A 20975-nucleotide genomic window follows, 5' to 3' on the forward strand; every position below is an offset into this window, starting at 1 on the left:
GGTCAGGCGGCGGCCTCCCGCACGAAGGCGAGCCGCAGCTTGGTGCCCTCCACCCCGCGGACTTCCACCGTCCGCGGCGCCTGGCCCTCCATCTGCAGGCTGCCGCGCGTGCCGACCGGTGCGGCGATGGCGCCGGTGACACACACGCCACCCTCGCTGATGTCGCGCAGTTGCACGACGCTGCCGGCGCCGCCGAGCACCAGCGTCGCCTTGCCTTCGATCGGCCGGCGCGGCTCCGCGCGGCGGTCCACCTCCGGCACGGCGGACCGCAGGATGCTGACGACGTGATGCGTCAGACCCCGAGCCTCCGCCGCCAGATCCTCCGTCTCCTTGCGGCTGCGCTCGGCGCGCGTGCCAGCATCGCGCGCATCGGTGGAGACATGGCCGATGCGGCGGGAGACGTCGCGCGTCGCCTGGGTGCTGTCGGCGATGCTGCGCGCGATGGCGCTGGTCGCATGGTCCTGCTGGCCGACCGAATCGGCGAGCGTTGCCGCGAGCTGGTCCATGCGGGCGACGGAGTGCGCGATGCGGCGCACCGTCTCCACCGCCGCGGCGGTGCGCTGGCTCACCGCCTCGATGTGCTGGCTGATTTCCTGCGTCGCCTTGGCGGTCTGCGTCGCCAGCGCCTTCACCTCCCCGGCCACCACGGCGAAGCCCTTGCCGGCATCGCCGGCGCGCGCCGCCTCGATCGTCGCGTTCAGCGCCAGCAGGTTGGTCTTGCCGGCGATTTCCTGGATCAGTCGGGTGACGTCGCCGATCTGGCCGACGGCGCCGGACAGGTCGAGGATCACGGCTTCGGTCTTGGTGCTGTCGGTGGCGGCGGCGCGGCCCACCTCGGCGGCCTCCCGCACCTGGCCGGAGATGTTGCGGATCGAGGTCGTCAGCTCCTCCGCCGCCACCGCGACGGTTTCCGCCACGGCCAGCGAGGCATCGGCGGCGGCGCCGACCGCGCCGGCATTCTGGTCCACCCGCGCCGCCGCGGCCGCCATGGCGCTGGCATCGGCGGCGAGGCCGCTGGCCTGCTCGACGATGCGGGTCATCGCCTTCAAGGTCTCGGCCTCCACCAGGTCGGCCATGCCGCGCAGCGATTCGGTCTTGGCCTGTTGCGCGGCCTCCCGGCCTGCCTCCTGCTCCACCCGCAGGCGTTGCGCCTCCTGCCCCTGGGCGCGGAACACCAGCACCGCTTCGGCCATCGCGCCGACCTCGTCGCGGCGACCCTGGCCCGGGATGTCCGCGGCAAGATCGCCGGTGGCCATGCGCCGCATCACCGCCTCCAGCGCCCGCAGCGGTGCCATGGCCCGCATCGACCAGGCGGCGATGCCGATGCCGAGCAGCAGGCCGGCGCCGACGAGCCCGAGGATCAGCGCCTGGAAGCCACTCGCCAGGCTGCGGGCCTGCGCGGCGACGATGCCGTTCTTGGCCTCCTGCAGGTCGATGAACTGGTTGATGCGCGCCAGCCATTCGACGAAGGCCGGACGCGCCTGGTCCAGCAGCAGCGCCTGCGCGCCGGCGCCATCGCCCGCGTCCTGCAGGGCCACGACGCGGGCGATGAGCGGCAGGCTGCGGGATTCGGTCTGCTTGATGGAGGCGAGGATGCGGCGTTCATCCTCCGTCACTTCCGCGCCCGTCGCCATCATCGCGTCGAGGCGCTGCGCACTGGCGGCGTAGTCGGCCGCCAGCTTCTCGATCTCCGCCAGCGCCGCGGCGCGTTCGGACGGCAGGCGGACCAGCACGACGTCGCGCAGCGAAATCGCACGGTCATGCACGCTGCCGCGGAAGTTGATGGCGAAGCGCTGCTTCACGCTGTTCACGTCGGCGACGACGGCGAGGCTGGCGTTGATCGCGTTGACCTCCCGTACCGCCACGCCAGCAAGGCCGAGCAGCAGGCAAAGCACCAGGCCGTAGCCCAGTGCGAGCCTGCTCCGGATGCTCGTCAGGCGATGCGTCGGCTTGGAGAAGGCATTCGGCATTGCAGGCTCCGGCTGGGGATGGCGCGCCACGTCGCTCCAGTTTGCGGGTCATCGCTTAAGCGCAGGTGAAGCGGCGTTACCTTCCGCAGCAATCTGCCTCGGGAAAGCGGCAATCGCGGCCCGATTGCGCCTTGCGCCCGGCGCCATGCTGGCCGCGTTGAACGCCCAGGAGGACATCATGCGCCGCCTTTTCCTCGCCGCCGCCTTCAGCCTCGGCCTGCTCGCTTCCGGCACCGTGGGTGCCGCGCCCGCCACCCCGCCGCGGCCCGTGGCCGAAATGGCTCTTGACGCCACGCCGGTGCAGTACCGCGACCGGCGCTACGATGATCGGCGAAGCCATCGCCCGGCCCCGCGCTACGTGGCCCCGCGCTACGTGGCCCCGCGCCATGTGGCCCCGCGCTACGTGACGCCGCTGCGCCACCGCGGCCATGCCTATTCCGCACCGCAGCGGCGCAACTGGCACGCGCCGCCGCGCGGCCATCGCTACGGCTGGCGCTGAGGCGCGCCCGGCATTTCGTTGCTTTCGTCCGTGTCGTGCGCGTCGGCGGAGGCGCCATCCGTCGAAACCCTCCGCGATGGGCACGACACCCTGTCGCAATGCGGCCGGACTACCTTCGGCTCCGGACGCAAACGCGTACCGCAACAGGATGCGAGACAGGAGAAGACCGATGAACCACATCACACGGATGGCCGCGGCGGCGCTGCTGGCCACGGGGTTTGCGCAGGGCGCCTCGGCGCAATGGCTCACCACCACGCAGGACGGCGACAGCATCGTCGTGCATGGCCGTGACCCGAACCACAACATCGTCGGCGGCGCGCTGGTGCGCATGACCGGCTCGGGCGAGGGCGCGACGACGGAAACCCTCAGCGTCAACGCCGTGCAGTCGGCCCGCAACGTGCGGGTTGTCGGCAGCGGCGAGAACCAGAGCGTGGTGGAGATCGAGGCCGCGCAGCCCGCGCGCTTCGCCGCCACCATGGGCGACCGCGGCTGACGTGCCTACAGCTTGAAGACTGGCGCGCCTACAACCTGCACGCCTGCGTGCCTACAGCACGACGAGATCATCCCGGTGGATGATCTCGTCCCGCCCTCGCCAGCCGAGGATCTGCTCAAGCTCCTCGCTGCGGTGGCCGGCGATCAGCCGGGCGGCGTCGGCATCGTAGGCGGACAGGCCGCGCGCCAGAAGCTGCCCGGCTTCGTCGCGCACCGCCACCGGATCACCGCGCTGGAACGTACCTTCCACTGAACGTACGCCAGCCGGCAGCAGCGAGGAGCCGCGCGCCAGCGCCCGCGCCGCGCCGGCATCCACCACCAGCGCGCCGAGCGGCGCCAGGCTGCCGGCGATCCAGCGCTTGCGCGCCGAACGCCCTTCATTCTCGGGCAGGAACCAGGTGCAGCGCGCGCCCTGCATCATCGCCTCCAGCGGCCGGTCGCGCTGGCCGAGCGCGATCGCCATGGCGCAGCCGGCGCCGGTGGCGATGCGCGCCGCGATCAGCTTGGTGCGCATGCCGCCGGAGGAATAGCCGGGTGGCGGCTCACCCCCCATCGCCATGATCTCCTCCGTGATGTGGTCCACCACGGGGATATGCACGGCCTGCGGGTCGCGCCGCGGGTCGGCGGTGTAGAGGCCATCGATGTCGGACAGCAGCACCAGCGCATCCGCCTCCACCATCTCCGCCACGCGGGCGGCCAGGCGGTCATTGTCGCCGAAGCGGATCTCGGCGGTGGCGACGGTGTCGTTCTCGTTGATGACGGGAATGCAGCCCAGCGTCAGCAGCGTGCCGAGCGTGGCGCGCGCATTCAGGTAGCGCCGGCGGTCCTCGCTGTCCTCCAGCGTCAGCAGAAGCTGCGCGGCGTTGAGCTGCACGGCGGACAGGGCCTGCGCCCAGGCACCGGCCAGGCGGATCTGCCCGACGGCCGCGGCGGCCTGCTTCTCCTCCAGCCGCAGCGTCTTTTTCCGGGTGAGGCCCAGCGCGTGGCGCGCGAGCGCAATGGCGCCGGAGGATACCAGGATGACCTCCGCGCCCCGCGCCCGCAGCGCCGCGACATCCCGCGCCACGCCGGCCAGCCAGGCCTCTCGCGGCGCGGCGCCGCCAGGGTCGACGACGAGGGCGGAGCCGATCTTGACGACGATGCGCCGCGCGGTGGCGAGGGAGGGGAGCATGGGCCGCCGTCTCAGCGCTGGCGGTCGGCCAGGATCTGCTCGTACAGCGCCCGCAGCACCTGCGGCACGCCAGCCCCCGTGGCGCCGGAGACCAGCAGCGCCGGCCGCCCGGCCGCCTTGGACAGCGCCTTGAGGCGGGAGGCGGTGGCCTGCGGAGTCATCGCGTCCGACTTGTTCAGCGCCACCACCTCCGGCTTGTCGGCCAGGCCGCCGCCGTAGCCGGCCAGTTCTTCCCGGATGGTACGGTAGGCGCTCGCGGGGTCGGCGGCGGTGCCATCGACCAGGTGCAGCAGCACGGCGCAGCGTTCGACATGGCCGAGGAAGCGGGTGCCGAGGCCGGCGCCTTCATGCGCACCCTCGATCAGGCCGGGGATGTCGGCCAGGACGAATTCCAGCGAGCCGTCGCGGGACGGCGTGCCATCCGGGTTCAGCCGCACCACGCCGAGCTGCGGGTGCAGCGTGGTGAAGGGGTAGTCCGCCACCTTCGGCCGCGCCGCGGAAACGGCGGCGAGAAAGGTGGATTTGCCGGCATTCGGCAGGCCGAGCAGCCCGCTGTCGGCGATCAGCTTCAGGCGCAGCCAGATCGAGCGTTCCTCGCCCGGCCAGCCCTTGTCGGCGCGGCGCGGGGCGCGGTTGGTGGAGGTCTTGAAGGTGGCATTGCCATGCCCGCCATCGCCGCCGCGGGCGATGACGACGCGCTGGCCGACCTCCGTCAGGTCCGCCAGCAGGGCTTCCTTGTCCTCGTCCAGGATCTGGGTGCCGACCGGCACCTTCATGATGACGTCGTCGGACCCGGCGCCGGTGCGGTCGGAGCCCGCGCCGTTGCCGCCCTTGCGGGAGCGGAAATGCTGGGCGTAGCGGTAGTCGATCAGCGTGTTCAGGCCGTCCACGGCCTCGATGATCACGTCGCCGCCCTTGCCGCCATTGCCGCCGTCGGGGCCGCCGAATTCGATGTACTTCTCGCGCCGGAAGGCGATGACGCCGTCGCCGCCGTCACCCGCCTTCACATGCACCTTGGCTTCGTCGAGGAATTTCATGGCGCTATGTCTGGGACCTGGGGGCCGGGAGCCTGGAAACGCGAACGGGGGCCGTGCGGCCCCCGTCCCAACGCCTGCCAGACGGCCGCTTCCTTATTCGGCGGCGACGGCCATCGGCGTGATGGAGACCTGCACGCGGCCTTCGGCCTTGCGCTCGAACTTCACGTGGCCGGTGACCAGGGCGTGCAGGGAGTGGGTGCGGCCCACCAGCACGTTGCTGCCGGCCATCATCTTGGTGCCGCGCTGGGTGACCAGGATGTTGCCGGCCTGGACGAACTGGCCGTCCGAACGCTTCACGCCGAGGCGCTTGCCGGCGGAGTCGCGGCCGTTGCGGGAGGAACCGCCTGCCTTCTTATGTGCCATGGTCCGAAATCCTTACGCTGCAACGATGCCGGAGATGCGCAGCACGGTCTGCATCTGGCGATGGCCGTTCTTGCGGCGGCTGTTCTTCCGGCGCCGCTTCTTGAAGATGATCACCTTGGCATCGCGCGTCTGGCGTTCCACCACCGCGGTGACGGTGGCGCCCGGGACGGTCGGCGCACCGAGCGTCAGGCCGGACTCGTCGCCCAGGGCGAGGATGTCGTGGAAGGTGATGGTGGAGCCGGGTTCGGCCTCGAGCTTCTCGACGGTCAGCACGGCGTCGGGCGTGACGCGGTACTGTTTGCCGCCGGTGCGGATCACTGCATAGGTCATGTTCGCGCTCGGGCTTTCGAGGTCCGGTGCCATGGGCGAGTTCGCCCGGACTGTTGGAGGTGGTTCGGCCATGACTGGCCGCCGGCCTTCCGAAGCGCCTGAGCACCTGGGTGGCCGGAGGGCGCAGCGTATAGCCGCGCGCCGGCCGGTGAGTCAACGGTTCGGCTGGCGTGTCAGGCGCCCGAGTCAGGCGCCGGCGAAGCGCTCCGCGGCGAAGGGGGCAAGGTCCTGGTTGCTGGGACGGCCGAGGATGGCCGGCGCCAGCAGCTCCGCCGTGGGCGCGGAGCCTGTCAGGCCGAGATGGCCATGGCCGAAGGCGAACCACAGGCCGGGCACGCGCCGGGCCGGGCCGATCACCGGCACGGAATCCGGCAGGCAGGGGCGGTGCCCCATCCAGAAATCCGTGGCCCGGGTGACCTTGGCGTCCGGGAACACCGCGGCGAGGTCGCCATACAGCAGCTCCGCCCGCGCGGCATCCCGGGGGCGGTCGAGCCCGCCGAACTCCACCGTGCCGGCGACGCGCAGCGCGCCCTCCATCGGCGTGATGAACACCTTGCGGTCGGCCGGGATCACCGGCCGGGTCAGCGTGACGCCGGAATCGGCCAGGTCCACATGGTAGCCGCGCTGCGATTCCAGGGGGATGCGGTAGCCGAGCGGGGCGGCCAGCCGGGCCGACCAGGCGCCGGCGGCCAGCACCACGACCTCCGCCTGGTGCAGCGCGGCCTCTCCCTGGGCGCCGGCGATGCGGCCATCGCTGGTCGCCAGCGCGGTGATGCGGTCGCGCAGGATGGTGCCGCCGGCCTGCCGGAAGGCTTCGCCCAGTCGGCGCGCATAGCGCAGCGGGGAGGCGCAGTGGGTGTGGTCCGGCAGGAACATGCCGAGCCGGTAAGCCTCGCCGATCGCGGGCTCCAGCGCGGTGAGGCCGGCGCGGTCCAGCTTTTCGAGCCGGGCTCCGTGCCGGCGCCGGATCTCCCAGGCCGGGGCGTCCTTCGCCAGCTGCGCGGCATCGCGATAGATGTAGAGCTGGCCGTTGGCCCGCAGCAGCTCCGGCGCGCCGATCTCCCGCGCCAGGGCGTGATGCTGTTCGGTGGCCAGGTGCAGCAGCTGGTCCAGGGCCGCCGTGGCGCGGGACACCGCGGCCGGGCGCGCTGCGGCGACGAAGCGGGCCAGCCAGGGCGCGGCGCGCCACCAATAGGCGGGCGGCACGTGCAGCGGCGCGGCGCGGTCCAGCAGCATGCGCGGCACCTGGCGCAGCAGGCCGGGCAGGGCCAGCGGCGCAACGGAACTGGCGCTGATCGCCCCCGCATTGCCGAAGCTGGCGCCGCCCTCGCCAGGTGGCTCGGCATCCACGACGGTGACGGAGGCGCCACCCCGCAGCAGGCGCCAGGCGAGCGCCAGGCCGACGATGCCGGCGCCGACCACGAGGACCCGGGGCGGGTGCGGATCGGTCATGGCAGCGTCTGACTCCAAACAGGCCGGCTCCAAACAGGCCGGCTCCAGGCAGGTCGGAACGTAAGCACGCGCCTCCGTCCAGTGACAAGCGGCGCCGACCCTGGCCCGGCCCGCGGCACGGAATGGTCTTGATCCGCGCTGACGCGGCGCCGTATTCATGTCACCCTGCACGCCCCGGTGGAAAAACCTGATCCTCGGGAACCGCCAGACAACGCCGCCGTTTCGATCCAAACTTCGTCCGTTGGCCCTTGAAGGGCGGCCGGGCGCCAGCAGCCAGGAACATATGCATGCCCAGCAAGGCCCCGCCGAAGACGTCGGAAACCAAGGCGCCGAAGGATGCGGCCCCGGCCCAGGGGAAGGCAGCCAAGATTGACAAGCCCGCCAAGGGCGCCAAGCTGAACGCGCTGCAGCAGCCGCTGCAGCCCTCGGCGGAACTGGCGGCCGTGGTGGGCGAGGGCAAGCTCGCGCGCGGCGAGGTCGTCAGCAAGGTCTGGGTCTACATCAAGGAAAACAAGCTGCAGAACCCGGATGACGGGCGCGAAATCATTGCCGACGACAAGCTGCGGAAGGTGTTCGGCAAGGACAAGGTGACGATGTTCGAGATGAACAAGCACCTCGCCCAGCATCTTAAGTAACGCATCTGAAGTAACGGCTCGACGGCGCAGCCGGGCGCAGGTTCTACGCCCGGCGCGCCCTTGGCCCTAGGGGGCGCGCCCCCTCGATCGCGGCGCTGGCCAGTGCCTGGTCGACGCCGCCGCCGATATGCCCGGCCAGCACCTGCCGCGCCGCCGCCGCATCCCGGCGAAGGGCGGCATCCAACAGCGCCTGATGTTCCCGCACCGCGATGTCGCCGCGGAAGCCCAAGGCAATATTCTGGTAGCGCAGATAGCGATCGAAGGTCGCGGCGTGGGTGGCCATCAGCGTGCGCGATCCACAGGCGGAAATCAGCGCCTGGTGGAACTGCGCATCGAGACGCCGCCATTGGTCCAGCGCCGCCGCATCCCCCGCGCGCAGCCGGTCCTGCATCTGCGCCAGGCGGTGATGTGCCGCAATCACCCGCGCCTCCCATTCCAGGTCGCCGGCGTGGAACGCTTGCTCCAGCGCATGCGTCTCGAGCAGCAGGCGGAGGCTGGCGACTTCGTGCAGGTTCGCGGCCGATAGCGGCGCAACCTCGAAGCCGCGCTGGCCTTCGGCCACGATGAACTGCTCGACCGTCAGCCGGCTGAGAACCTCCCGCAGCGTGCTGATGCCGGCGCCATAGCGGTCCCGCAGCGCCTCCAGCCGCAGCTTCTGGCCGGGTGCCAGGATGCCGCGCAGCAGGTCGCCGCGGATCAGGCGGTAGGCGCGCTCACTTGCCGATTCGGCGCTGGCTGGGGCCGGGTGGCGGCGCGGTGACGGCGTGAAGCCGTCGAGGGCGCCGGTCGCGGCCACATGCGCGACGCAGCCATCGACATGCGCCGCCAGGATGGCGCAGGCGGCGGCCGGGTCCCGCCGCAGCGCGCAGTCCAGCAGGGCCGCATGCTGGTCCGCCGCCACGGCACCGCGGAACACCACCGCCACCATCTGGTAGCGCAGGTAGCGGTCATAGGCCGCGGCATAGGCTTCCAGCAGGGTCGCCGAGCCGCAGGCGGCAATCAGCACATGGTGGAAGTCCCGGTCGTAGCGCTTCCACAGCGCCGCGTCGGCAGCCTGGCCGGCCAGCAGCCGGCGTTCGATCATCGCCAGCTTGTGGTGCGCGCCGACGACCTCGCCTTCCCAGTCCAGGTCGCCGGCGGCGAAGCTGGCCTGGATGGCGTGGCCTTCCAGCAGCAGGCGCAGCGCCGCCACCTCGCGAAAATCCTCCACCGAGACCGGGGCCACGGCGAAGCCGCGCTGGCCTTCGGCGAGGACCAGCCCCTCGCTGGCCAGGCGGTTGAGCGCCTCCCGCAGCGTGGCGACGCCGGCGCCGTAGACCGGCCGCAGCCCCTCCAGCCCCAGCTTCGCGCCGGGTGCCAGGCGCCCGAGGATCAGGTCGCCGCGGATGCGCCGATAGGCGGCGTCGCTGAAGCCTTCCTCCACCCGGCCCGTCATCCTGTCCCGATCGCTGGTCCCGCGCAGCACATCATGGTGGCTGGCAGCGCCACAATATCCGCGATTCCAGGAAATCTCCTAGATAATGCGGATGGGCGCTTGATTCCGCCCTGGCGCCTCAATAGCCTGGGCGGGCCGCGGTATCCGCGGCCAAGCAATCGGTTGGGGAGGATGCGCATGGGCGCGATGATGGGGCGTCGTTCCGCCGTGGGCGCCGTGATGGGCGCCGCGGCGCTGGCAGCCGGGCTTGCCGCGCCGGCCGTGGCGCAGGCCCGGCGGCGCATCCGCTTCGCCGCCGTCTTCTCCGACCAGGACATCCGCGGCGAGGCGATGCGCGGCTTCGTCACCGACCTGGCCGGCCAGTTCGATGTCGAGCTGCACCTGAACGCCACGCTGTTCCGCCAGGGGACGGAGCTGGTGGCGATCCAGCGCAACAACCTGGAGATGGCGAACCTCGCGCCGCAGGACATCTCCCGCCAGATCCCGGCCTGGTCGGTGATGACCTCCGCCTACCTGTTCCGCGATGCCGAGCACATGCGGAAGACCTTCGCCGGCGATGTCGGGCGCGAGTTCAACCGCATGGCGCGGGACCAGCTGAACGTCCACGTCCTCGGCCCGCTGTATTTCGGCACGCGCCACGTCAACCTGAAGCCGCGCAAGCGCATCAGCACCCCGGCGGACCTGGCCGGCCTGAAGCTGCGGATGCCGCCGGGCGAGGCCTGGCAGTTCCTCGGCGAGGCGCTGGGTGCCAACCCGACGCCGGTGGCCTTCGCCGAGCTGTACACGGCGTTGCAGACCGGCACGGTGGATGGCCAGGACAATCCGCTGCCGACCAGCCGCACCATGCGCTTCCATGAGGTCACCACGCAATTCGTGCTGACCAGTCACCTGGTCGCCTACGACCTGCTGTCGATCTCGGCGCGGCTGTGGGACGGGCTGACGCCGGCGCAGCAGGCCGCCATCCAGGCCGCCGCCGACAAGGCGATCGAGGCCAGCACCCGACGCCACCTGATGCAGGAGGAGGAGATGGTGAACTTCTTCCGCACCCAGGGCCTCGAGGTCTATGCGCCCGACGTCGCCGCCTTCCGGGCGGAGGCGCAGCGCCGCTACCTCGCCTCGCCGCTGTCGCAGGCCTGGCCGGCCGGCGTGCTCGACCGCATCAACGCCGTCAGCTGAACCGGGCCCGGCGGATGCGGCACGCGGCACGCCGCATCCTGGGCTGGGCACGGCGGCGGGCGGAGAATGTGCTGGCCGCGCTGCTGGTGGCGATGTTCGGCGCCTTCATCATCCAGATCGCCATGCGCTACCTGCTGAACGCGCCGGTGGGTTGGACCACGGAGGTCTCGACGCTGGCGTGGTTGTGGGGCGTGCTGTGGGGTGCGGCACTGGTGCTGCGGGACGATGAGGAGATCCGCTTCGACCTGATCCATGGCAGCGTGCCGCCCGGCCTGCGCCGCGTGTTCGATGCGGTCACCGGGCTGACGGTCGTCGGCGTCTTCGGCCTGTCGCTGCCGGCGGTGCTGGACTACGTCGCCTTCATGAAGGTCGAGCGGTCCACCTATCTCGGCCTGCGCTTCGACCTGCTGTTTTCCGTCTATGTCGTCTTCGCCGTGGCGATGATCATCCGGCACGGCTGGATCGCCTGGTGCGCCGTGACGAACACGCCCCGTGGCACGGCGCGCGCCGCGTGATGCCGGACAGCCCGTTCTCCCTGGCGCTGGTGGCGATCATCGGCCTGTCGCTGCTCGGCCTGCCGATCGGCCTCGGCATGATCACCGGGTCCATCATCTACCTGGCACTGTCAGGCCAGGACATGTCGATCGCGGCGGAGCAGGTGCTGAACGGGCTGAACGGCAGCTTCATCCTGCTGGCGGTGCCGCTGTTCATCTTCTCCGCCGGGCTGATGAACGCGGGCAGCATGACGGACCGGCTGCTGCGCTTCTGCAACATGCTGGTCGGGCGGTTCCGTGGCGGGCTGGGTCATGTGAACGTGGTGCAGAGCGTGATCTTCGCCGGCATGTCGGGCTCCGCCATCGCCGATGCCGCGGGCAGCGGCCGCATGATCATCGACATGATGAAGCGCGGCGGCGGCTATCCCGCCAGCTATGCGGCGGCCATCACCGCGGCCACGGCGGTGATCGGCCCGATCATCCCGCCCTCCATCCCCATGGTGCTCTACGCGCTGATCTCCGACAGCTCCATCGGCTACCTGTTCCTCGGCGGCGTGGTGCCGGGGCTGCTGATGGGCGTGGCGCAGATGGGCATCAACACCTGGATGGCGCACCGCCACGACTTCCCGGTGGCGGAGCGCGTGCCGCTGTGCGAATTGCCGCGGCTGACCTGGGACGCGCTGCCGGCGCTGCTGATGCCGGTGATCCTGCTGGGCGGCATCTATGGCGGCGTCATGACGCCGACGGAGGCCGCCGCCGTCGCCGCCGCCTACGCCTTCCTGGTGGCGACGCTGCTGTATCGCAGCATCTCCGCCCCGCAACTGTACCGCACGGTGCTGGACAGCGCCCGGTCCACCGCCGCCATCGGCATGCTGATCGCCGGCGCGCTGGCCTTCAACTACGTGGTGACCAGCGAGAACATCCCGACCACGGTGCGCAACCTGCTGGCCGGCTACGAACTCTCGCGCTGGGAATTCCTGCTGGCGGTCAACGTCATCCTGCTGGTGCTGGGCTGCCTGCTGGAGGGCAGCACCATCCTGCTGGTGGTGGTGCCGGTGCTGATCCCGACGGCGCAGGCGCTCGGCGTGGACATGGTCCATTTCGGCGTGGTGGTGGTGGTGAACATCATGATCGGGCTGATCACCCCGCCCTACGGCCTGCTGCTGTTCATCGTGGCGAAGCTGGCCGATGCGCCGCTCTCCGCCGTGGTGCGGGACATGATGCCCTTCATCCTGGCGATGATGCTGGCGCTGGCCGCGATCACCTTCATCCCGGAACTCGTGCTCTGGCTGCCGCGGCAATTCGGCTACCAGGGCTGACACAGGCGGACCCGATGCCCCGTACCCTGCATGTCCTGAACGGCCCGAACCTGAACCGGCTCGGCAAGCGGGAGCCCGCGATCTACGGCCACACCACGCTGGCGCAGGTCGAGGCGATGTGCCGCGAGGCGGCGGGCGCGGACGCCATCGTCTTCCGCCAGACCAACCACGAAGGCCAGCTGGTGGAATGGATCCACGAGGCCATTGACGAAGCCGCCGACGGCATCGTCATCAACCCGGCCGGCCTGACCTTTTCGTCGATCCCGGTGCTGGACGCGCTGAAGATGTTCGCGGGCCCGATCATCGAGCTGCACATCTCCAACATCCACCGGCGGGAGGCGATCTACCACCGCTCGCTGGTCTCCCCGGTGGCAACCGCGGTCATCGCCGGGCTGGGCGCGCAGGGCTATGCGACGGCGGTGCGGTCCCTGCAGGACCTGCTCGAAGCGGCCTGAGGCTCAGGGCGCGACCGCGCTGCGGCCCTGGGCGGCCATGCGGACGGCGGCATTGGCGGCGCCGAAGCCGGCATAGCCGGCCGCGCGTTCGGTGATCTCGAAGAAGAAGCGGTCGCGGAAGGCGCGGGTATAGGCGTGGCGGAAGGTGCCGCCGGCGGCATCCTGGTCGTACAGCAGATGGCGCTGCGCCATCGCCTCCAGCGCCGCGTCCTCCAGCCCGAAGCGGGCGCCGAGATCCTCGTAGTAGTTGGCCGGGATATCCAGCAGCGGCGCGGCCAGCGCGGCCGCGGCATCCACCGCGGCATCGGCATCCGCGGCGGCGAAGGCGATGTGGTGCACGCCGGCGCCGGCGAAGGCGGAGACAAAGCGGCCCGTGCCGGTGCGGCCGCTTTCCGAGACGTTCAGCGGCAGCCGCACGCTGCCCCCACCTCCGGTGTAGGCGCGGCTGCGCACCAGGCCGTAGGGATCGGGCAATTCCCAGGGCGCATCGGCCTGCAGGCCGAACAGGGCGCGGAAGAACAGCACGAAGCTGTCGATCATGCCGGGCGCCAGCGCCTGCGCCACATGGTCGATGCCGCGCAGCGTGCCGGGGGCTGCTTCGGCGTCGAGGGCAAAGTCATCCTCCCAGATCGGCCGCGCGCCGCTCGCTGGGTCTTCCACCAGGTACACCGGCATGCCGTCCGGCGCGCGGACGGCAGGGATGTGGCGCTCGCCATCGCCGACGCGTTCGCGCCACACCGGGCAGGCCAGCGCCTCCGCCCGCGCCACCAGCCGCGCCGGGTCGTCGACGCGCAGCGCGATGGCGCAGACGCAGGGGCCGAACAGCTCGAAGCGCTCGGAGGCCGCGCTGTCCGGCTCCGCGTTCAGCACCAGGTTGGCGCCGCCGTTGCGCCACAGCTCGACATCCTTGGACCGGTGCAGCCCGACGCGGCGGAAGCCCAGCGTGCCGAGCATCGCGCCGAGATCCGCCCGCGCCGCGGGGTCCAGCGCGAATTCGACGAACTCGATGCCGGACAGCACCGGAAGCGCAGGCAGCGGCGCCGTGGCCACCTGGTCCTCCAGCCACACCAGGCTGCGCAGCGCGTCGCGGGCGATGCGGCGGGAGGGGGCGGTGCGGAACTCGTCGTTGAAGATCTCGAGCGACAGCGGGCCGGCATAGCCGGCCTCCAGCACCTGCCGCAGGAAATCCGGCACGGCCAACTCACCCTGGCCCGGGAACAGCCGGTGGTGCCGGCTCCAGGACAGCGGGTCCATGGACAGCAGCGGCGCATCCGCCAGTTGCAAAAAGAAAAGCTTCTCGGCGGGCACGGTGGCGGCGAGTCCGGCCAGGTCGTCGCCGAGGCAAAGGGTGTGAAAACTGTCGAGGATCAGCCCCAGCGCCGGATGGTCGGCGCGGCGCACGATATCCCAGGCATCGCGCCAGCGGTTTACCTGGCGGCCCCAGGCCAGGGCCTCGTAGCCTACGCGCAGCCCGCGCCGCGCCGCGCGCTCCGCCATCTCGTGCAGGTCGGCGGCGGCGCGGGCGGCATCCGGCAGCGTCGCCGGCTGCGCGTTGCTGCACACCAGCACCAGGTCGGTGCCGAGCGCCTGCATGGTGTCGAACTTGCGCTCCGCCCGGTCCAGGTTGCGGCCGCGCTGCGGCTCCGGCATCGCCTCGAAATCACGGAAGGGCTGGAAGATCGCGATGTCGAGGCCGAGGTCGGAGGCCATGCGCCCGGCCTCGCGGGCCGAGCCCTCGAAGGTCAGCAGGTCGTTCTCGAAGATCTCGACGGCATCGAAGCCGGCGGCGGCGGCGGCCTCCAGCTTGTCCGGCAGGGTGCCGGAGAGGCAGACCGTCGCGATGGAACGCTTGCGCCGCACCAGAATCCCCTCGTCACGCCACGCACACAACATAGGGTGGGGCAGGGGCGGCCGGAACCGTCAGGGCACCATGACGCGGATGAAATAAGCCTCCGTCGCCTCGATGTCGCTTTGCAGCGCGATGAAGCGGTGCTGGTCGGTCGCCGCGCGGTTCGCCTGCGGGCTGCTGATGTTGAAGACCAGGGCGGAGGTCACGGTCGGCGTGCGGTCCGCGGTGATGCCCACCAGTTCCACCCGCACGTTGCGGCGGCCTTCCACCTGCTTCACGGCGCTGGCGGAGAAGCTGTAGTTCACCAGCGCCTCACCCTCCCGCGGTGCATTCGCCGGCGCCACGATGAAGTTGTTCAGCCGCACGCCGCCGCCGGTCAGCTCCAAATTCACCAGGTCAGCAGGCGCGATGCGCTGCCAGCCGCTGTCGTATTGCTGTGCCATGGCCAGGCCGGGCAGCAGCGCCATCACCACCGCGAGAGCCGTCTTCCGCATGTATAATGTCTCCACCTGAGGGCGGCAGATGAGGCGGCCCATGGCCGGATCAACCCGCCGCCCGCGACAACACCGGCGACCCTCGGCAGGCTTGGCTTCACGATCCCGCGGGGTCTTGCCGGCACCCACCGCCTCCCGCAATTTGCCACCCGTCTGCCAGGGGAGGCTGCGCTGCAATTCCGGGAACTCGATCGGCTGCTGCGGCCGTCCTCGGTCGCCATCATCGGCGCGTCCGACGACCCGGTCCGCATCGGCGGCCGCCCGCTGGCCTACATGCTGTCCCAGGGGTTTCGCGGCGCGCTGATGCCGGTGAACCCGAACCGGCCGACGGTGCAGGGCGTGCCCGCCTTCGCCCGCGTCGCGGACCTGCCGCAGGCCCCCGATGCCGCGATCGTGGCCATTCCCGGGGAGGCGGCGGTCCAGGCGGTGGCGGATCTCGGCGCGCGGGGCTGCGGCGCCGCCATCGTCTTCACCGCCGGCTTCGCCGAGACCGGGGAGGCGGGGGCTGCGATGCAGGCCCGGCTGCTGGAGGCGGCGCGGCCGCATGGCCTGCGGCTGCTGGGGCCCAACTGCCTCGGCATGTTCAACGCGACGCTGGGCTACTACCCGATCTTCTCGGCGAGCTTCGAGAATGGCTGGCCGCGGACCGCGCTGCCCCGGATGGGCGGCGTCGGCATCGCAAGCCAGTCCGGCGCCTATGGCAGCCACCTGTTCGCCGCCGCGCGCGACCGCGGCATCGCGACTCCGGTTCTGGTGACCACGGGCAACGAGGCCGATATCGGCCTGGCCGACATCATCGGCTGGATGGCCGGCAGCGACGAGGTCCAGGTCATCGCCGCCTATGCGGAGGGCATCCAGAACGGCCCGCGCTTCGTCGCCGCGCTGGAGGCGGCGCGTCGGGCGGGAAAACCTGTCGTGATGATGAAGGTGGGGCGCAGCGCGCTGGGCATGGCGGCGGCGCAGTCGCACACCGCCTCCATCGCCGGCGACGACCGGGTGATGGACGCGGTGCTGGCCGAATTCGGCGTGCACCGCGCCCGCACCACCGAAGAACTGCTGGATGTCTGCTACGTCGCGCAGCGCGGCATCTTTCCGGCGCGCAACACGCTGGGCGTCGTCACGGTCTCCGGCGGGGCCGGCGTGCTGATGTCGGACGCGGCGGAATCCGTCGGCCTGCCGATGCCGCCGATGCCGGAGGCGGCGCAAGCCAGGCTGAAGCGGATCGTGCCCTTCTCCTCGCCGCTCAACCCGCTGGACTGCACGGCGCAGGCCACCAACGACATGAGCGTGATCGGCACTTTCGCCGAGAGCATGATGGTCGATGGCGGCTATGCCAGCGTCATCGCCTTCTTCACGCAATGGGGGGCCAGCCCCTCCATCGCGCCGCGGCTGCGGACGGAGCTGAAGGCGGTGCTGGACGCGCATCCGGACCGCATCTTCGTCCTTTCCATCCTGGCGCCCCTCGATCGGGTCCGGGAGTGGGAGGCGGATGGGTTCCTCTGCATGGAGGATCCCTCCCGCGCCGTGATCGCGCTCGCCGCGATGGGGCGATTCGGCGAAAGCTTTGCCCGGGATGCGGAGGCCGCCGCGGCGTTGCCGCCCATTCCGCTGCCCGACACCTCGCCGAACGAGGCCGATGCCAAGCGCATCCTGGAGGCCGCCGGCATCCCGATGGTGCCCGAGGCCGCCTGCGCCAGCGTCGAGGATGCGGTGGCCGCTGCCGAGGCCATCGGCTATCCCGTGGTCGCGAAGATCCTGTCGCCGGACATCCTGCACAAATCGGAGATGGGCGGCGTGCTGCTCGGACTGGGCCACGCCGATGCGGTGCGGGCGGGCTTCGCCACGCTGATGCAGCGCGCCCGCGCCCATGCGCCGGAGGCGCGGATCGATGGCGTGCTGGTCGCGAAGCAGGTGACGGGCGGCGTCGAGATCGCGCTCGGCGTGGTGCGCGACCCGGTCTTCGGGCCGATGGCGATGGTCGGCCTCGGCGGCGTCTTCATCGAAATCTTCAAGGACGTCGCCTTCCGCCGCTGCCCGGTGGATGCCGGGCAGGCGGAGGCGATGATCCGATCCCTGCGTGGCTTCCCCTTGCTGGATGGGGCGCGTGGAAAACCGAAGGCCGATGTGGCGGCGCTGGCGCAGGCCCTCGTCGCGCTGTCCCGTTTCGCCGCCGCGGCGGGTCCTCGCCTGGCCTCCGCCGAGATCAACCCGCTGCTGGTGCTGCCGGCGGGGCAAGGCGCCTTCGCGGCCGACGCCGTGATCGAGGTGGCCTGACCATGCCCATCCATTACGAGACGCTGCTGAATTTTCCAATTCCGGAAATTCGCTTGGACCTGCGCTGGCAGGATTCGGCGTTGTATGCGCTGTCGCTGGGCATCGGGCAGGACCCGATGGATGCGGCGGCGCTGCGCTACGTCACGGAAGGCGCCGGAATGCTGGCGCTGCCGACGATGCCGGTGGTGCTTGGCTATCCCGGCTTCTGGCTCGCCGACCCCGCCACCGGCGTGGACGCCGTGAAGCTGGTGGCGGGCGAGCAGTTCGTGGACCTGCACGCGCCGCTGCCGACCGAGGGCCAGATCATCGGGCGGTCCCGCGTCACCGGCCTGGTGGATCGCGGCGCCGGAAAGGGCGCGCTGCTCACCACCGAGCGGGACATCCTGGACGCCGGCTCCGGCCGCCTGCTGGCGACGGTCGGCGGCACCACCTTCCTGCGCGGCGACGGCGGCTTCGGCGGGCCGGACGGGCCGATCCGGCGGCTTGCGGCGGAACCGGGCAGCGCGCCGGCCGTGACGCTGGACCTGCCGACGCGGCCGGAGATGGCGCTGCTGTACCGCCTGAACGGCGACCACAACCCGCTGCACAGCGACCCGGCCCTGGCCGCCAAGGCCGGCTTCCCCCGCCCGATCCTGCACGGCCTCGGCACCTTCGGCGTCGTCGGCCGCGCGTTGCTGGCGCTGGTCTGCGATGGCAATCCGGAGAAATTCGGGCGCATGGAATGCCGTTTCTCCGCCCCGGTCTTCCCGGGCGAGACGATCCGCACCGAGATCTGGCCGGATGCCCAGGGCGCCGCCTTCCGCGCCCGCGTGACCGAACGCGACCTCATCGTCATCAGCCACGGCCGCTTCACCCTCAAGGACAAGCCCCTCGCATGATCAACAAGATCGTCCAGTCGATCGCCGACTCCCTGGACGGGGTGAAGGATGGCGCCACCGTGCTGATGGGCGGCTTCGGCGCCGTCGGCCAACCGGACGAGCTGATCGAGGGCCTGCTGGAACAGGGCGCGCGCGACCTGACCGTGGTTGCCAACAACGCCGGCGCCGGCAAGGTCGGCCTGGCGCGGCTGATGATGGAAGGCCGCGTCCGCAAGATCATCTGCTCCTTCCCCCGCTCCGCCGGCTCCACCGTGTTCGAGGAGCTGTACCGCGCCGGAAAGCTGGAGCTGGAGATCGTGCCGCAGGGCACGCTGGCCGAGCGCATGCGCGCCGCCGGCGCCGGCATCCCGGCCTTCTTCACGCCGACCGGTGCCGGCACGAAGCTCGCCCAGGGCAAGGAAACCCGCGACTTCAACGGCCGCCCGCACGTCATGGAACTGGCCCTGCCCGGCGACGTGGCGCTCATCGAAGCCTGGCAGGCCGATCGCTGGGGCAACCTGACCTATCGGGAATCCGGCCGGAACTTCAACCCGGTGATGGCCATGGCCGCCACCACCACCATCGCCCAGACGCACCACATCCTGGAGCTCGGCGACATCGCCCCGGACCATGTCCACACGCCGGGAATCTTCGTCCAGCGCGTGGTGCAGGTGAGCCGCGGCGCGCCCTGGGTCTGAAGCCCGTCAGTGGGCGGCGATGGTCGCCGCGACGTCCTTCAGCGAATGCCCGGTCAGGTCCTTGGCAATCTCGCCCAGCAGCTTCGCGGACAGCGTCTTGTGGTAGTGCTTGCGCATCTCCCCCAGGGTCCGCGGGGCGGCGATGATGACCAGGCTCTCGATGTGCCCGGCCATCACCTGCTGGTTCAGCATCGCGGCGATGCCGGCGGCGAAGCCGTCCTCGTCCTGCTGGCTGTCGCTGGGGTTGGCGGAGCTGCTGGAATGGCGGCCGCCGGAGCCCTTGTTGTCGCCATCGACCTCCGGCACCTGCATCTCGGCGAGGTCGAGCGTGCCCGCGTCGCCATCGTTGCGGTAGAGCTGAAGCTTCTCGCCATCGGCCACGGCGACATAGGCATTGTTCGGGATATGCATGGGGAACTCCTGGGCCAAAGTGGCCGGACAGGCGCCGAGAAGGGCGCGTGCTGGTATAACGAAGTGGGCGGCAATTGGTTTGGCCGGGTGGAACCGTCGCTGGTCCGGCGATAAGCTTGGGGTGGGCAGGAGGCAGGGTGATGGCGGGTGTGACGCGGCAGGGCATGGCGGCGCGGGTGGCGCAGGACATTCCGGAGGGGTGGTTCGTCAATCTCGGCATCGGCATCCCCACCATGGTGGCGGACCATGTGCCGGTGGAGCGGGAGGTGATCCTGCATTCCGAGAACGGCATCCTGGGCATGGGTCCGGCACCGGAGCCCGGCAAGGGGAACGCCTGGCTGGTGAATGCCGGCAAGCAGCAGGTGACGTTGCGGCCGGGCGGCAGCTTCTTTCATCACGCGGACAGCTTCGGGATGATCCGGGGCGGGCATATCGATCTGTGCGTGCTCGGCGCCTTCGAGGTCGCGGAGACTGGTGACATCGCCAACTGGGCGACCAGCGAGAACGACACGGCGCCGGCGGTGGGGGGGGCCATGGACCTCGCTGCGGGGGCCAAGCGGCTGTGGGTGGTGATGGACCACACCACGAAGGATGGGCGGCCGAAGCTGGTGGAGCGGTGCGGCTATCCGCTGACGGCGCCGGCGGCGGTGCAGCGCATCTACACCAACCTGGCGGTGGTGGATGTGGTGGCGGGGCGCGGCTTCGTGCTGCGGGAGATTTTGGCGGAGGGATTGTCGCTCGCCGATCTCCAGGCGCAGACCGGCGCCGTGCTGCACACCGATTCATGAGCGCCATGCAGCTTCGGCAGGATCGTGCGGGGGCGGTGCTGACGCTGACGCTGGATTACCCGGCGCGGCGCAACGCGCTGGCGATCCCGCTGCGCGACGCGCTGTTCACCGCGCTGGAGGACGGGCAGGGCGACAAGGCCATCCGCGCCGTCGTGCTGACCGGAGCAGGAGGAAATTTTTGCTCGGGCGGCGACATTTCCGGCATGGATGTCAGCGATGCGGAGCAGGGGCGGGAGAGGATGCGGCGGACGCATCGCATCATCCGCCTGATGGTCGGCGGCCGGCTGCCGATCGTGGCGGCGGTGGAGGGCTGGTGCGTCGGCGCCGGCCTGTCCATGGCCTGCGCCTGCGACACCATCGTGGCGGCGGAGGATGCCCGCTTCATGGCCGGCTTCAACAAGGTGGGGCTGATGGCCGATCTCGGCCTGCCCTTCACCCTGCCGGCCCGCATCGGCGCGGCGCGGGCACGGCAGATCCTGCTGTATCCGGCGGCGATCGCGGCGGCGGAGGCGGAGCGCATCGCGCTGGTGGACCGCGTCGTGCCCAAGGGTGATTCGCTGGCGGAGGCGCAGCGTCTGGCCGCGGGGCTCGCCGCGCAGGCCGCGCTGCCCCTCGCGCTGACCAAGCGCATGCTGGCGGAGGGCCTGGAGGCCGCGCTGGAGCGGGAGCGCGACTGGCAGACCATGTGCTTCCTCAGCGCCGACCATGCCGAGGGGCGCGAGGCCTTCATGGCGAAGCGGGAGCCGGTGTTCGGCCCACGTTGACGGCGCTGCCCT

The 20975-nt window shown here is 71.0% G+C and carries 22 protein-coding genes; 12 read left to right on the top strand and 10 right to left on the bottom strand.

What is annotated here, in order from left to right; translation table 11 throughout:
• Positions 1-2: 2 nt before the first annotated feature.
• Complete coding sequence (locus ACFHPP_RS22535) at positions 3-1970, bottom strand: methyl-accepting chemotaxis protein (protein ID WP_437165483.1); 1968 nt, start codon at positions 1968-1970, stop codon at positions 3-5.
• Between the two features lie 178 nt (positions 1971-2148).
• On the opposite strand from ACFHPP_RS22535, the gene ACFHPP_RS22540 reads away from it, so the two are divergent.
• Positions 2149-2469: a hypothetical protein gene (locus ACFHPP_RS22540; RefSeq protein WP_437165484.1), complete on the top strand. Its 321-nt coding sequence runs from the start codon at positions 2149-2151 to the stop codon at positions 2467-2469.
• Positions 2470-2638: 169 nt separating this feature from the next.
• Positions 2639-2962: a hypothetical protein gene (locus ACFHPP_RS22545; RefSeq protein ID WP_437165485.1), complete on the top strand. Its 324-nt coding sequence runs from the start codon at positions 2639-2641 to the stop codon at positions 2960-2962.
• Positions 2963-3013: 51 nt separating this feature from the next.
• Here the strand turns inward: ACFHPP_RS22545 and proB are convergent, their stop codons facing one another.
• From proB to ACFHPP_RS22570, 5 genes are all read right to left on the bottom strand, one after another.
• On the bottom strand, positions 3014-4132 hold the full coding sequence (proB, locus tag ACFHPP_RS22550; protein ID WP_437165486.1) for a glutamate 5-kinase: 1119 nt from the start codon (positions 4130-4132) through the stop codon (positions 3014-3016).
• A gap of 11 nt (positions 4133-4143) precedes the next feature.
• The gene (obgE, locus tag ACFHPP_RS22555) at positions 4144-5169 is read right to left on the bottom strand and encodes a GTPase ObgE (RefSeq protein ID WP_437165487.1); all 1026 of its coding nucleotides are present in this window, start codon (positions 5167-5169) and stop codon (positions 4144-4146) included.
• Between the two features lie 93 nt (positions 5170-5262).
• Positions 5263-5532, bottom strand: a complete 270-nt coding sequence (rpmA, locus tag ACFHPP_RS22560; protein WP_437165488.1) for a 50S ribosomal protein L27 — start codon at positions 5530-5532, stop codon at positions 5263-5265.
• A 12-nt stretch (positions 5533-5544) separates the two neighbouring features.
• On the bottom strand, positions 5545-5862 hold the full coding sequence (gene rplU / locus ACFHPP_RS22565; protein WP_437165511.1) for a 50S ribosomal protein L21: 318 nt from the start codon (positions 5860-5862) through the stop codon (positions 5545-5547).
• A 186-nt stretch (positions 5863-6048) separates the two neighbouring features.
• The gene (locus ACFHPP_RS22570; protein ID WP_437165489.1) at positions 6049-7314 is read right to left on the bottom strand and encodes an NAD(P)/FAD-dependent oxidoreductase; all 1266 of its coding nucleotides are present in this window, start codon (positions 7312-7314) and stop codon (positions 6049-6051) included.
• A 287-nt stretch (positions 7315-7601) separates the two neighbouring features.
• On the opposite strand from ACFHPP_RS22570, the gene ACFHPP_RS22575 reads away from it, so the two are divergent.
• The gene (locus ACFHPP_RS22575) at positions 7602-7949 is read left to right on the top strand and encodes an SWIB/MDM2 domain-containing protein (protein WP_437165490.1); all 348 of its coding nucleotides are present in this window, start codon (positions 7602-7604) and stop codon (positions 7947-7949) included.
• 43 nt (positions 7950-7992) lie between these two features.
• On the opposite strand, the gene ACFHPP_RS22580 is transcribed toward ACFHPP_RS22575, so the two are convergent.
• On the bottom strand, positions 7993-9384 hold the full coding sequence (locus ACFHPP_RS22580) for a GntR family transcriptional regulator (RefSeq protein ID WP_437165491.1): 1392 nt from the start codon (positions 9382-9384) through the stop codon (positions 7993-7995).
• A gap of 177 nt (positions 9385-9561) precedes the next feature.
• On the opposite strand from ACFHPP_RS22580, the gene dctP reads away from it, so the two are divergent.
• From dctP to ACFHPP_RS22600, 4 genes are read left to right on the top strand one after another with little or no spacing between them, the layout of a single operon-like run.
• Positions 9562-10560, top strand: coding sequence for a TRAP transporter substrate-binding protein DctP (gene dctP, locus ACFHPP_RS22585; RefSeq protein WP_437165492.1), 999 nt, complete (start codon positions 9562-9564; stop codon positions 10558-10560).
• A gap of 14 nt (positions 10561-10574) precedes the next feature.
• Positions 10575-11075 carry a TRAP transporter small permease gene (locus ACFHPP_RS22590; protein WP_437165493.1) on the top strand — a complete coding sequence of 167 codons (501 nt, stop codon included), beginning with the start codon at positions 10575-10577 and terminating at the stop codon, positions 11073-11075.
• Positions 11030-12373: a TRAP transporter large permease gene (locus ACFHPP_RS22595; RefSeq protein WP_437165494.1), complete on the top strand. Its 1344-nt coding sequence runs from the start codon at positions 11030-11032 to the stop codon at positions 12371-12373. The genes ACFHPP_RS22590 and ACFHPP_RS22595 overlap by 46 nt, the downstream gene beginning before the upstream one ends.
• 14 nt (positions 12374-12387) lie before the next feature.
• Complete coding sequence (locus tag ACFHPP_RS22600; protein ID WP_437165495.1) at positions 12388-12828, top strand: type II 3-dehydroquinate dehydratase; 441 nt, start codon at positions 12388-12390, stop codon at positions 12826-12828.
• Between the two features lie 3 nt (positions 12829-12831).
• Here ACFHPP_RS22600 and ACFHPP_RS22605 read toward each other — a convergent pair whose 3' ends face one another.
• Positions 12832-14688, bottom strand: a complete 1857-nt coding sequence (locus tag ACFHPP_RS22605; protein WP_437165496.1) for a bifunctional sugar phosphate isomerase/epimerase/4-hydroxyphenylpyruvate dioxygenase family protein — start codon at positions 14686-14688, stop codon at positions 12832-12834.
• A gap of 60 nt (positions 14689-14748) precedes the next feature.
• Positions 14749-15171, bottom strand: a complete 423-nt coding sequence (locus ACFHPP_RS22610) for a hypothetical protein (RefSeq protein WP_437165497.1) — start codon at positions 15169-15171, stop codon at positions 14749-14751.
• A 198-nt stretch (positions 15172-15369) separates the two neighbouring features.
• Between ACFHPP_RS22610 and ACFHPP_RS22615 the strand changes: the two genes are divergently transcribed.
• From ACFHPP_RS22615 to ACFHPP_RS22625, 3 genes are read left to right on the top strand one after another with little or no spacing between them, the layout of a single operon-like run.
• Positions 15370-17445, top strand: coding sequence for an acetate--CoA ligase family protein (locus ACFHPP_RS22615; RefSeq protein ID WP_437165512.1), 2076 nt, complete (start codon positions 15370-15372; stop codon positions 17443-17445).
• 2 nt (positions 17446-17447) lie between these two features.
• On the top strand, positions 17448-18323 hold the full coding sequence (locus ACFHPP_RS22620) for a MaoC/PaaZ C-terminal domain-containing protein (protein WP_437165498.1): 876 nt from the start codon (positions 17448-17450) through the stop codon (positions 18321-18323).
• Entirely contained in the window at positions 18320-19000 is a 681-nt protein-coding gene (locus tag ACFHPP_RS22625) for a 3-oxoacid CoA-transferase subunit A (protein WP_437165499.1), read from the top strand. Before ACFHPP_RS22620 ends, ACFHPP_RS22625 begins: the two co-directional genes overlap by 4 nt.
• Before the next feature lie 6 nt (positions 19001-19006).
• Here ACFHPP_RS22625 and ACFHPP_RS22630 read toward each other — a convergent pair whose 3' ends face one another.
• On the bottom strand, positions 19007-19411 hold the full coding sequence (locus ACFHPP_RS22630; RefSeq protein WP_437165500.1) for a host attachment family protein: 405 nt from the start codon (positions 19409-19411) through the stop codon (positions 19007-19009).
• 140 nt (positions 19412-19551) lie between these two features.
• On the opposite strand from ACFHPP_RS22630, the gene ACFHPP_RS22635 reads away from it, so the two are divergent.
• Both ACFHPP_RS22635 and ACFHPP_RS22640 read left to right on the top strand, forming a co-directional pair.
• Positions 19552-20199 carry a 3-oxoacid CoA-transferase subunit B gene (locus ACFHPP_RS22635; protein ID WP_437165501.1) on the top strand — a complete coding sequence of 216 codons (648 nt, stop codon included), beginning with the start codon at positions 19552-19554 and terminating at the stop codon, positions 20197-20199.
• Entirely contained in the window at positions 20196-20963 is a 768-nt protein-coding gene (locus ACFHPP_RS22640; protein ID WP_437165502.1) for an enoyl-CoA hydratase-related protein, read from the top strand. Before ACFHPP_RS22635 ends, ACFHPP_RS22640 begins: the two co-directional genes overlap by 4 nt.
• The last annotated feature ends 12 nt before the right edge of the window (positions 20964-20975 follow it).

Origin of the sequence: Falsiroseomonas sp. E2-1-a20, assembly GCF_051433195.1 — a bacterium.
Lineage (GTDB): Bacteria > Pseudomonadota > Alphaproteobacteria > Acetobacterales > Acetobacteraceae > Falsiroseomonas.

Excerpts from the sequence above, each read along its gene's own strand:
- ACFHPP_RS22580 (WP_437165491.1), bottom strand. The coding sequence starts at position 9,384 with ATGACGGGCCGGGTGGAGGAAGGCTTCAGCGACGCCGCCTATCGGCGC.
- ACFHPP_RS22535 (WP_437165483.1), bottom strand. The coding sequence starts at position 1,970 with ATGCCGAATGCCTTCTCCAAGCCGACGCATCGCCTGACGAGCATCCGG.
- ACFHPP_RS22570 (WP_437165489.1), bottom strand. The coding sequence starts at position 7,314 with ATGACCGATCCGCACCCGCCCCGGGTCCTCGTGGTCGGCGCCGGCATC.
- ACFHPP_RS22545 (WP_437165485.1), top strand. The coding sequence starts at position 2,639 with ATGAACCACATCACACGGATGGCCGCGGCGGCGCTGCTGGCCACGGGG.
- ACFHPP_RS22575 (WP_437165490.1), top strand. The coding sequence starts at position 7,602 with ATGCCCAGCAAGGCCCCGCCGAAGACGTCGGAAACCAAGGCGCCGAAG.
- rpmA (WP_437165488.1), bottom strand. The coding sequence starts at position 5,532 with ATGGCACATAAGAAGGCAGGCGGTTCCTCCCGCAACGGCCGCGACTCC.
- ACFHPP_RS22640 (WP_437165502.1), top strand. The coding sequence starts at position 20,196 with ATGAGCGCCATGCAGCTTCGGCAGGATCGTGCGGGGGCGGTGCTGACG.
- ACFHPP_RS22630 (WP_437165500.1), bottom strand. The coding sequence starts at position 19,411 with ATGCATATCCCGAACAATGCCTATGTCGCCGTGGCCGATGGCGAGAAG.
- obgE (WP_437165487.1), bottom strand. The coding sequence starts at position 5,169 with ATGAAATTCCTCGACGAAGCCAAGGTGCATGTGAAGGCGGGTGACGGC.
- rplU (WP_437165511.1), bottom strand. The coding sequence starts at position 5,862 with ATGACCTATGCAGTGATCCGCACCGGCGGCAAACAGTACCGCGTCACG.
- ACFHPP_RS22610 (WP_437165497.1), bottom strand. The coding sequence starts at position 15,171 with ATGCGGAAGACGGCTCTCGCGGTGGTGATGGCGCTGCTGCCCGGCCTG.
- ACFHPP_RS22635 (WP_437165501.1), top strand. The coding sequence starts at position 19,552 with ATGGCGGGTGTGACGCGGCAGGGCATGGCGGCGCGGGTGGCGCAGGAC.
- ACFHPP_RS22540 (WP_437165484.1), top strand. The coding sequence starts at position 2,149 with ATGCGCCGCCTTTTCCTCGCCGCCGCCTTCAGCCTCGGCCTGCTCGCT.
- ACFHPP_RS22600 (WP_437165495.1), top strand. The coding sequence starts at position 12,388 with ATGCCCCGTACCCTGCATGTCCTGAACGGCCCGAACCTGAACCGGCTC.
- proB (WP_437165486.1), bottom strand. The coding sequence starts at position 4,132 with ATGCTCCCCTCCCTCGCCACCGCGCGGCGCATCGTCGTCAAGATCGGC.
- ACFHPP_RS22625 (WP_437165499.1), top strand. The coding sequence starts at position 18,320 with ATGATCAACAAGATCGTCCAGTCGATCGCCGACTCCCTGGACGGGGTG.
- ACFHPP_RS22620 (WP_437165498.1), top strand. The coding sequence starts at position 17,448 with ATGCCCATCCATTACGAGACGCTGCTGAATTTTCCAATTCCGGAAATT.
- dctP (WP_437165492.1), top strand. The coding sequence starts at position 9,562 with ATGGGCGCGATGATGGGGCGTCGTTCCGCCGTGGGCGCCGTGATGGGC.
- ACFHPP_RS22590 (WP_437165493.1), top strand. The coding sequence starts at position 10,575 with ATGCGGCACGCGGCACGCCGCATCCTGGGCTGGGCACGGCGGCGGGCG.